A 9666-nucleotide genomic window follows, 5' to 3' on the forward strand; every position below is an offset into this window, starting at 1 on the left:
CAGCGGAAACTTTCTGCTTACAGCTTATATCTTCTCATTAGCGGAACGCCTACTGTCAATAAAAGCTTGCTAAGTCCGCGCCAAACCGCTCTCCTCCCAGCCGATAGATGCACGATGTAAACGGCGCTGTATTCCATTTCCGCTTCTGCTCCGCGAACGCGCTTAAACTCAGCCGCGCCAGAGCTGAGATGCAGCAGCTGTCCGCGATCCGCTGCAGTCTGCATCGCCAAGTGCATCAGCATCCGGTAGAGACCGTTACTTTGGGCAAGCGCCGTATTGTAGCCAACTAACGGTACCGACATAACCTCGCCATGAATAAAGCAGCCCATTACGCCTTGCAAAATCCCTTGCTCATCGCGGAGACCGGTCATTTCCAGCAGTCCCTTCTGATGGCAGTGGCGGATGTATTCAGCTGTAAACTTAGGATTGAGCTCCGAATATTTTCCAATATACAATAGGTCATACAGCTGAGCAATACGCTCATAATCCGCTTCTCCAAGCTCAGCATGCGCGACGATACGATAGTCAGACTGGGCGAGCAGCTTGCGATCCCACTTCGTATTTTTTTTCTTCAAGTACAACGGATCGGCACCATTGAAAAAATAAACCTGCCGGCTGGGCACCAGCACATAGCCCTGACGCAGCAATTGCTCCATCAGTTCCCCATTCGTGCGCTTGTTGAGCGAACGATAAATAATCGCATGCTCCGGATAGCTTGCTGTTAACGTCTGTGTGGCCCCCGCAAGCTCTTCCCCACTAAGCTCGGTATACAAATTCGTTGAAAGCAGCCAGTTGTTCACATGGACGTTTCGGTCGATTTTCGCCAGACGAAGCAGCGGGGCAATCGCTTTAAGCAAGGAGCCGCACAGGAAGCGCAGCAGCCGATTTTCCAACAAATAAAGCTCCTCTTCCGCATACTTGACATACGTTCCATAGGGGGAGCACACGTAGGAATTGTCATACTCCTGCTCATTAACCGTCATAGGCAGCCAAGCCTGGCCCGCTTGCAGCAGCCGCAGCTCCGTGCGCACGTTGTGGATAAATAAATTTACCCCGTTTTGCATCAAAGGAAGCAAATATTCTGCCGCTTTATTTCGTTTCCCCTGTTTTGTTAAGTGTAGTTCAGTTATTTCTGCAAGGTTCAGCTCTTTAACGATCGTCTTTGATAGGTGCAAAGCTGCCCCTCCTTTCCTTCCTTCGTCTATTCTAAAGGCTCCACTTTCGCTCCACCCGCCGCAGCTTGCGCAGCCCCTCATTCGCTTCATAAGGGATAAAGGAAATCAGCGGCTCGATGCAGCCGCGTGAAGTAAACAGCTTGGACAGCGCAGCGGCAAGCTCTGGCTGCAGCTCATCTGGCGCTCCTTCTGTACGCAGGGCTACTTCCAGCTGCCGATCCGACTGCTGCACAACCTTGTATTCCTTAATCCGCTCTGAGGTCATAATGACTGCCCGTCTTATAAAATCGGGAAAAATCGGCACCAGCCGCTGCGTCTGTGCATCGCGTCCATAAAATAAATCATCCGTCCTGCCTTCAATAGAGACAATTGCCGTAAAGCTGGAGCCGCAAGCACAAGGCTGCTTTGCCTCCGTCAACAAATCATTAAGCCGATATCGCACGATAGGCTGGGTGGCCCGGGAAAAATCCGTGATGATCGGCGAAAATAGACGCTGCTCCTCGTCCACATATTCCTTCTCAATAACGAGTATATCCTCGTTCAGATGCAGGGTTCCCTGTGGGCAGGTTGCAGCGAGGAAGCCTTCTGTGCATTGATAGATTTGATCGACGCGTACGCCGAAAGCCTGCTCAATAAGCCGCTTGTCCAGCGGCTCAAGCACTTCTGCAACCGAGATTACTTTTACAGGGGCAATGGACAACTCTCCGGCAAGCTGCGCTTCAGCGAGCAATCGCAGCATGGAAGGCGGTGCAACCAGCAGCGTCGGCTGCTGGTCGCTTAACATCCGCACATTGTCCTCCACAGGATGGATCATATCGTAAAAACGGAATTGCAGCCGCTTGGAGCGTACGCTTTGATACAAATGGCTGTCCGCCCGCAGAAAAAAAGCGATCCGCTGCCGTACAAGCAGCGATGCGGGCAGCGCCTTTGCCAGCACCGTCCCCGCCCAAGCTGCGCGTTCCTTGGCACTAACTAGAAACAAGCCGCGGCTGCCTGATGTGCCTGACGACAGTCCAACCGCAATATCGCCGATTTGCGCCGAGAAATCCCGTTCCCGCTCGGCGCGCATTGCGATTCGGAATGCTTCCTCCTTCGTAATACCCGCCGTATTCAGCCGGTCAAAATGATCCATCAGCACCGCTTTATCGATCATCGGGAAGCTGTGCCAATTTTGTGCATCCAGCCCTTGATAATAGCTTCGGTAAAAGGGCGATTGCTTGCGTACTCGCTTCACAAGAGCCACAACCTTGCGGTGCTGCCAAGCCTCCAGCGCCTTCCGGCTGCGAAACCGCCGGGCGCGAAGCCTTGTCAGCACATAATAGACCAGCAGCCTTAATACTCTCATGCTCCCGCCTCCTGCCACAGTGTGCAGCGTTTCCACGTTTCCTCGCAATGCGTGAAAATTTGCTGCAGCTCTGGATTTCGGCGTTTCAGCTCGACGAGACGGTCAAACGTCTCCTTAAACTCCGCCTTATTGTCGAACACAATGGAGGCTAGTGGATGAGGCGGGCGATTATCCCGCACCGCAGCCTCCGACCAGCTGGCGTCGGCGCCAAGCAGCAGCTCCTGCCCCGTATCGCCCTGCAGAAGCAATCCGAATTGGCCCGTCGCATGGCCAGACAAACGGATAGCTGTTACACTTCCATCATTAAATAAATCGTACCCGCTGTGAAAAGGGGCGTACTTCGATGGCAGCTCCACCTGCTTAGACTGCTCGATCCAGCGCGATCGCTTCGCGAAATCAGGCGGCAGCAGCTCTGGCAAAAAAGCTTTTTTAACCGCTGCAAAGCCGTTCAGATGCTGGACAGCCTCATACCCTAGCTTCGAGCAAATAAACGTCGCCTCGGGAAAATCTCGCAAGCCGCAAACATGGTCGGCATGAAAATGCGAGACGATAATATGCTTGACCTCGCGAGGCGAATAGCCTGCCGCCTGCACATGCTCCGCCGCCGAGCGCTCCCCGGCAAGCGTAACGGGTGTCGTCCAGCGATAAAGCGCATAAGGCAGCCGCTTCGTTGCTTCGAGAAAGCGCGGCGAATAGCCGGTATCAAATAATACCGGCCCCAGCACAGGATGTTCCATTATAGCAAAAATACCCGGAAACGCTTGCTGCCGCCAGCTCCCCCCGCTAATCGCCAGCGCTTCCAGTTGCTTGCAATAGCCCGTATTATGAAAGGTCATCTTCATCGCATTTCCTCCTGCTCTTTCCACCAGGCAGCGAACCGCCTGAGTCCTTCCTCGACGCTCACGAGTGGCCGATAGCCTAGCTCCCGCTGCGCCTTCTCAATGCTTAGCGTTTGGCTGAATGCAAGAATGCCGACCGTATAACGGGTCAGCAGCGGTTCTTGGGCGAGCCCCGGCAGCTTCGCCGCCAGCTCAAGTAAGGAGGCCGTACTGTACGCCGCAGGATAAGCAATCTTTTTGGTCCGCATCGGTTTATTCAGCAATTCAAACAGCCTAGTCATAGCTTCCCACAGCTGCACAGGCTCGCCATTCGTAATATTATATTTCTGTCCGAGCACAATCGGATCGGCGTATAGGCAGCGCATGAGCGCTTCCGTTACATTATCCACATACGTGATATCGACAAGCGGCTGGCCGCTTCCGAACATCGGAATAAACCGTTTGTCATTTGCCCGCAGCAGCCTTGGAAAAATCGCCGTATCACCCGGCCCGAACAGCGCACGCGGCCGAATCGTTACCACGCGCAGCCCCTGCTCTCGATAAGCGCGATCAACCTCTTGCTCGGCAAGCAGCTTCGTCGCGGCATAATGATTGACCGCCGATTTCGGCAGCGGCTCATGCTCAGCAATATTAAAGCGATGACGATAGTCAAAATAGATTGAAGGCGTTGACACATGCACCAGCCGCTGGACTTTATGTTTAAGACAGCCTTGTATGACATTGCGTGTGCCAATGACATTGGATGCATAGAAATCACGGTATTTGCCCCAAGGCGCAGACAAGGCGCCGCAATGAAACACAGCGTCATGCCCGGCAATCGCTTCTCCCATTTGACTTGTTGCTAAATCAAGCTGTAAAAATGTCGCTCCCGCCTCGATAAGCCGTTCTCCCGCCTCTTGGTTACGCCCGGCCGCCGTCACCGAATGGCCTTCCTTCAGCAGCCGATTGACCGCATTTTCTCCTAAAAACCCGGTTGCGCCTGTCACCAGTATGTTCATCCTCGCCTCCTCCTTTCTCATCCATTCCATTCGATATCGGAAGTTGTAAAAGCAATAAGCGGCTGCTCCGCCTTGCGGGCCCGCCGCCATAAATCAAGCCAGACATAACCTTGCATAAGAAATGGACCGGGGTCCTTCCAGCTAAAAATAACATCGCGGCCGCTTGCCATGCTCGCCAGCCAATGCCAGCCGCCGCGCCATAGCCCGCGCTGACGCCGCTGCTGCGAAAGCCCATAGGCCAGCATTGCTGCCGCAATCATTTTGCCCCGCGATTGCTGCGGCACAATGGTGCTGCTGGGCTGGCCTGCCCCCCACAAGGCGCGGCCGAGCCGGTCGCGCTTGCTGAACAGATGCAATCCGCTCGTCGCTCGCGGATTGCACTCAAGTGGCCATACCTCGCCGCTCTCCCCTATTATAAAATCAAAAGCGATTTGGCCTGTAAACTGCGTATGCGCGGCGAACGTCTCCACCCATTGCCGCAGCTGCGGCTGATGGCATGGCTTAAAAAAGGTGCTGGCTCCCCGTCCAGCCGTAAAATCAACGGCATAATCCGCATAGGCCAGCAGCTTGCCTCTCTTTGCAATTGAATACGTGCAATATTCACGTCCCGCAACGAAAGCTTGGGCGACCCAAGGGCAAGCGGCAGACAGCTCCAGCTCCGCAGCAGGAGGCGGCAATTCGCTTGCCCGCCATATTTGCACTTTGGTTGCGAAGCGGGAATAGACCGGCTTTAACACCCATACTTGCTTTGAAGCAGGGTCATGCAGCTGCTGAAGCTCAGCGTAGGAGCGAAGCTGCTTCGTCTCTGGTGCAGCAAGCCCTGCCTCTCGCACCGTCTCGATGAACGTCCATTTGCTGTGCAGCGCGGCCAGCTTTTCCGCTTCATCGGTGAAAACTAAGCAGTCTCCGAGCTTGCCTCGCAGCTTGGCAATATAATAAATTTCCTCGCAAGTTGGAATGAGCAGCTCAATGCCGTACTTTTTCACAATGGCCGCAAGCGCTTTGCCAAATGCCGCTTCGTTTACTCGTGGAGCGGGCAGCAAATCATAACGCTTAATGCAGTTTGAAAAACGAATGAGCGGACTCGCCATACTGTCCGCTGCATAAACCTCGTAGCCCTGCTCCGCCAGCTGGCGGGCTAAATCCAGCGCAGCTGGCGCCCTCCCTCCCGTAATGAGGATACGCCGACCGATGCATGCTCCCTGCTCCTCACCTGCTTTAATATTCAATAATCATCCCGCCTAACGAAATGCCCGCCGAAATGCCAATGAGCGCAAAGCGGTCACCGCGCTGCAAGCGGCCCTGCTGAACGGCCAGATGAATGCCCATCGGCAGCGAAGCCGCAATCATATTGCCATGATTTTCGATAATATTCATAAACTGCTCGGGTGCAATGCCCAGCTTTTTCTGCAGCAGCCGCATCGCGAGGGCACTGCCCTGATGCGGTACAACGAGCTTCAGCTCGGACATATCGATGCCAGCTTCCTGAAAGAGCCGCTGGATAAACTCGGGCAGCAGCTTCGACGTTTTGCGAAACAGCGCCTCGCCCTGCATCGCAAACAAATATTGCTCCGCATTAGCCGCCTCGTACTGTGTAGAAGGCAGTCCTGAGCCCCCACCGCGAATTTCCGAAAGCTCGCGTCCCGAGCCGTACGTTTCCATACGGGACGCGATAATCGCTGAGCTTTCTCCTTCACCACTTCTGCCAATGACTACTGCTGCTGCCCCGTCACCGAACAGCGTCGCGCTTTCGGGATGCTTATCATTAAGGCCGCTTGATGCAATTTCCGGCGATACGAGCAGCACAGTGTCGTATCTGCCCGCTTCTATCATATAAGACACCATATCAAGCGCCGCTAGAAACGACAAGCAGGTTGTATTAATGTCAAAGCAGGGTATACCCGATTCGCCCGCCCACATCTCATCTTGAATAAGCGCCGCCGTGCACGGAATAAGCTGCTCGGGAATCGCATTGGCACAAATGATGCAGTCCATGTCGCCGAGTTCAAGACCTGCAGCCTCCAAAGCCGCAAAGGCTGCCTTTGCGCCCATGACGGACGCGGATTCTCCAGCAGCGTAATGCCTGATTTTCACGCCTGATTTTTTATATACCCAGCCTTGCGGCTTATTCAGTTTTTCGTCCAGCTGCTCAGCTGTCACCTCTTGAGGCGGCAAATAGGAGCCTGTACCCCATATTCGTATATTCCGTTGTTGCTTATGTCTATTTCTTGCATGCATAACCCTCACCGCCATCTATTAGCTTGTTGTCTATCCTAACGTGTATTTCTACTTTATCTTACTAGATGGAGTATAGCTGGACATAGTACCAAATTTTATTAGTACCCTTTTTGACTGCAGTTCGTTTTCATATTTTACATTAAATGGTATTAAATTCCCGTTTAACGCTTTTATTGTTGAGCGCTCGCTCATGATTACAATGATCATTTAGCAATATACCTTACAATATGCTAGGGTGTGTCTGAGAACTCTGAGGACAGCTAATATTGCCGAATTTTCGTTCCATGCAAGGCGCGCTTGTGAAGGCGTACCGAGGGTACGTCAAGCAAACGGAACGAAGCAGGGGGCGAAAAGGCGGTGAAAGGTGCCACTGAACGGGTTTTCAGACACGCCCTAGAATCTATTAATTGGCTTGCCCTGGAAAATGCTAGTTATTACGTGCAGGAGCAACTGCTCGCGCTTAAAAATATTGCCGAGGAAATATTCCTCCTTCGCCCAGCTCTGCAAAATGTTTGGCAACTGAACATCGGGCTCTCCTCCCATCAGGCAAAAGCCCTCCTCCGCTTGACTCAAGCGATGGAGGGCTTTTGCTGATTTCGTTATTTTAGTAAGCATTCTGGTTATCCGTACAATTACGTTGCTTCCTGCTATCATACAATGGCTACGAGGTGACAACGATGTATACGAAAACGTATCGCAGCGCGACCATCCGCGGCAAGCTGCGGGTGTGTCGTTTTTTGCAAAAAAATGCTTCAACTAAATCGCTCATACCAAGCACTGCGAGCTTCACCTTATCCAATCTAAAGATGATGGCTGCTGCCCATCACACGCTATATATTAAGCCAAATATCGGCTCGCTTGGCGTTGGTGTGCATAAGCTTGAGCCAAAAAAAGATGGCTACGAGCTGCTCTATACAAAAAGCAAAAAGCAGCTATCCAAATTTTTTCCCAGCTTAACAGACATTTATGGTGATTTGTTGCCTGCCACGCCTTCCCGTCTTATTATTCAGCAAGCGATTAGCCTCGATCAGGTTGAAAATCGTCCCTACGATATTCGTGCCATGGTGCAGCGAAAACCGGGTGGCCTATGGACCTTTACCGGCTTCCTTATTAAAGTGGGTGCCAAAGGCAAAATTGTTACCAACTATCATCAAGGCGGAGAAATTTGGACGATGCAGAAGCTGCTGCAGCACAAAGGATATGAAGATGCAAAAGGAGCCGAGCTCATTAGCCGATTGACTCGGCACTCATTGACAGTGGCCCGTGCTCTCAGCAAGCATAAAGCGGGCATGTTTGAAATGGGCATCGATTTTGCCTTGGATCGCAACATGCATCTGTGGATACTGGAGGTCAATTCCAATCATCCCCAATTTCGTCCGTTAAAATGGATCGATCGCCGCGCCTACAACCGGATCATGCAATTTGCCCGAAGCTATGGCCGTAAAGACGATTAATTTAGTCTTCGACTGCCTGTTTTTAAAAAGCGCTCTAGCCTCCTGTACGTTCAGAAACCTTTGCTTGATCGGGCTGCTTCTCGCTAATTAACAAAGACAGCAAATATTGTGCGAGTGCAGCCCCGAACAGCACAACCGGCAGCCAGACAGACGTCACATCGCCAGCAAACAAGATTAAGCAGCCAATCGACACAACTCTGCCGACATTCAGAAACAACTCGCGCATCACGACGCATTCTACACGCAGTTGTCCTTTAAGAGGAAGCGTGCCAATTAGCCGGTAATAATAAGAGGTCAATGTATTGACTGCAAGCGGATTGCAGATGGAAAACAAAATCATAAACAAAAGCACGGACCAAAAATCAACCGCAATGAGCAGCATCGCAGCCCCTATGGCGACCCCTGTTGTGGAAAACAGCACATATTTCTGCACTTGCTCCTTCTGTGCTTTTCTAGATATGACATAACCCGTTATCACGGTAAGCGCCGAAAAAGCTACTCCTAAATAGCCGACCCGATCCTCACGCCCCACCGTCTGAAATAATAAAATATTCGGTAAAAACAACATAATCCCTTGAAAAAGTCCGAGTATAAAAAAGCTGACAAGCGCCTTGAACCATCGCCTGTTTTTATTCATTGCAAGACCCATAAACTTCAAATAATAAGCACGGTGATGTGATTTTACAATTGGAATCCGAAAGCTCACAATGGCTGCTATAACAAACATAACGAAGGCGAGCATAAAAATAATAACGTATCCCTGCAGCCCTTCATTCCGGGAAATAATAAATCCGGCCAGTGCCGGACCCAGCAATCCCGCCGTATTGAATACAATCATATTCAGCGCTAGAAAACGAATCCGATTCGCTTCCGTAGAAACATCATATTGAATAACTAAATATCCGGTCCAATAGAGTCCCCCAGCAATACCATTACATATGGCAAACAAAACATAATAATTAACGACCTGTTCACCGGTAATAACGACCATTAAATAAAAGACTGCTATTAAAACAATACCAATCCTGTAGGTTACCATGCGGTCTTTACGTTTCGCAATCCATCCCCCTACCGCAAACGTAACCGGTGTCATTAAAAATACAATGATGTTGTAAAGCGCATTTACCGTTAAATCCTGCGTTAACCGCCACAAGTACAAATTAAGAAACAAACCGGACATGGATGCACCAAATTGAAAACAACCATGAATAACAATTGAGATAACAGCCTCTCTGCCTAGCCTTCTCTCTGGCGGAATAGCCGCTCCCCTGCTGAAAAAATAGTCCAATCTCGGCCATGTTCGCATATGTATACTGACCCTGCCTCTCTCTATTTACATGAACTTCATCTTTCCCGTTCATTTTAGCACAAGGGCACGGCGGTCAGACGTTGCCTGAAAGCGTTAACGGTTTGGAAAACAGCCTTAAACGCTGTTGTACGCCCGTTTCATGAGGATTGGAGCTATTTATTGGACGTTAACGAGTGTTTTCATAGATTTTCGGCTATGTATAAAGTTAGGCAAATAGTAAACTCGTTTTTGTTTAAAAATAAACAAGCCTGCCACATGAATAGTGACAGGCTTGTTATATAAAGCTAACGTTCCGATGTGAATTACAC

The 9666-nt window shown here is 51.0% G+C and carries 9 protein-coding genes; 2 read left to right on the plus strand and 7 right to left on the minus strand.

The features are described from left to right. Window positions 1-17 precede the first annotated feature (17 nt). From ACSR9A_RS00650 to ACSR9A_RS00675, 6 genes are read right to left on the minus strand one after another with little or no spacing between them, the layout of a single operon-like run. Window positions 18-1175 (minus strand): GNAT family N-acetyltransferase, encoded by a 1158-nt coding sequence (locus ACSR9A_RS00650; protein WP_473755087.1) that lies wholly within the window; start codon window positions 1173-1175, stop codon window positions 18-20. A gap of 31 nt (window positions 1176-1206) precedes the next feature. After that, window positions 1207-2520, minus strand: a complete 1314-nt coding sequence (locus ACSR9A_RS00655) for a F390 synthetase-related protein (RefSeq protein WP_473755088.1) — start codon at window positions 2518-2520, stop codon at window positions 1207-1209. Then, window positions 2517-3362 carry an MBL fold metallo-hydrolase gene (locus ACSR9A_RS00660; RefSeq protein WP_473755089.1) on the minus strand — a complete coding sequence of 282 codons (846 nt, stop codon included), beginning with the start codon at window positions 3360-3362 and terminating at the stop codon, window positions 2517-2519. Before ACSR9A_RS00660 ends, ACSR9A_RS00655 begins: the two co-directional genes overlap by 4 nt. Next, window positions 3359-4357: an NAD-dependent epimerase/dehydratase family protein gene (locus ACSR9A_RS00665; RefSeq protein WP_473755090.1), complete on the minus strand. Its 999-nt coding sequence runs from the start codon at window positions 4355-4357 to the stop codon at window positions 3359-3361. Before ACSR9A_RS00665 ends, ACSR9A_RS00660 begins: the two co-directional genes overlap by 4 nt. A 17-nt stretch (window positions 4358-4374) precedes the next feature. Continuing rightward, window positions 4375-5586 (minus strand): ATP-grasp domain-containing protein, encoded by a 1212-nt coding sequence (locus ACSR9A_RS00670; RefSeq protein WP_473755091.1) that lies wholly within the window; start codon window positions 5584-5586, stop codon window positions 4375-4377. Beyond that, window positions 5576-6595: a beta-ketoacyl-ACP synthase III gene (locus ACSR9A_RS00675; RefSeq protein ID WP_473755092.1), complete on the minus strand. Its 1020-nt coding sequence runs from the start codon at window positions 6593-6595 to the stop codon at window positions 5576-5578. The genes ACSR9A_RS00670 and ACSR9A_RS00675 overlap by 11 nt, the downstream gene beginning before the upstream one ends. 357 nt (window positions 6596-6952) lie before the next feature. Here ACSR9A_RS00675 and ACSR9A_RS00680 point away from each other — a divergent pair, with 357 nt between their 5' ends. Both ACSR9A_RS00680 and ACSR9A_RS00685 read left to right on the plus strand, forming a co-directional pair. Further along, window positions 6953-7189, plus strand: a complete 237-nt coding sequence (locus ACSR9A_RS00680) for a hypothetical protein (protein ID WP_473755093.1) — start codon at window positions 6953-6955, stop codon at window positions 7187-7189. A gap of 83 nt (window positions 7190-7272) precedes the next feature. Continuing rightward, window positions 7273-8049, plus strand: coding sequence for a YheC/YheD family protein (locus ACSR9A_RS00685; RefSeq protein WP_473755094.1), 777 nt, complete (start codon window positions 7273-7275; stop codon window positions 8047-8049). A gap of 34 nt (window positions 8050-8083) precedes the next feature. Here ACSR9A_RS00685 and ACSR9A_RS00690 read toward each other — a convergent pair whose 3' ends face one another. Further along, the gene (locus tag ACSR9A_RS00690) at window positions 8084-9355 is read right to left on the minus strand and encodes an MFS transporter (RefSeq protein WP_473755095.1); all 1272 of its coding nucleotides are present in this window, start codon (window positions 9353-9355) and stop codon (window positions 8084-8086) included. Window positions 9356-9666 lie beyond the last annotated feature (311 nt).

It is taken from the genome of Paenibacillus sp. R-74696 (assembly GCF_055814915.1).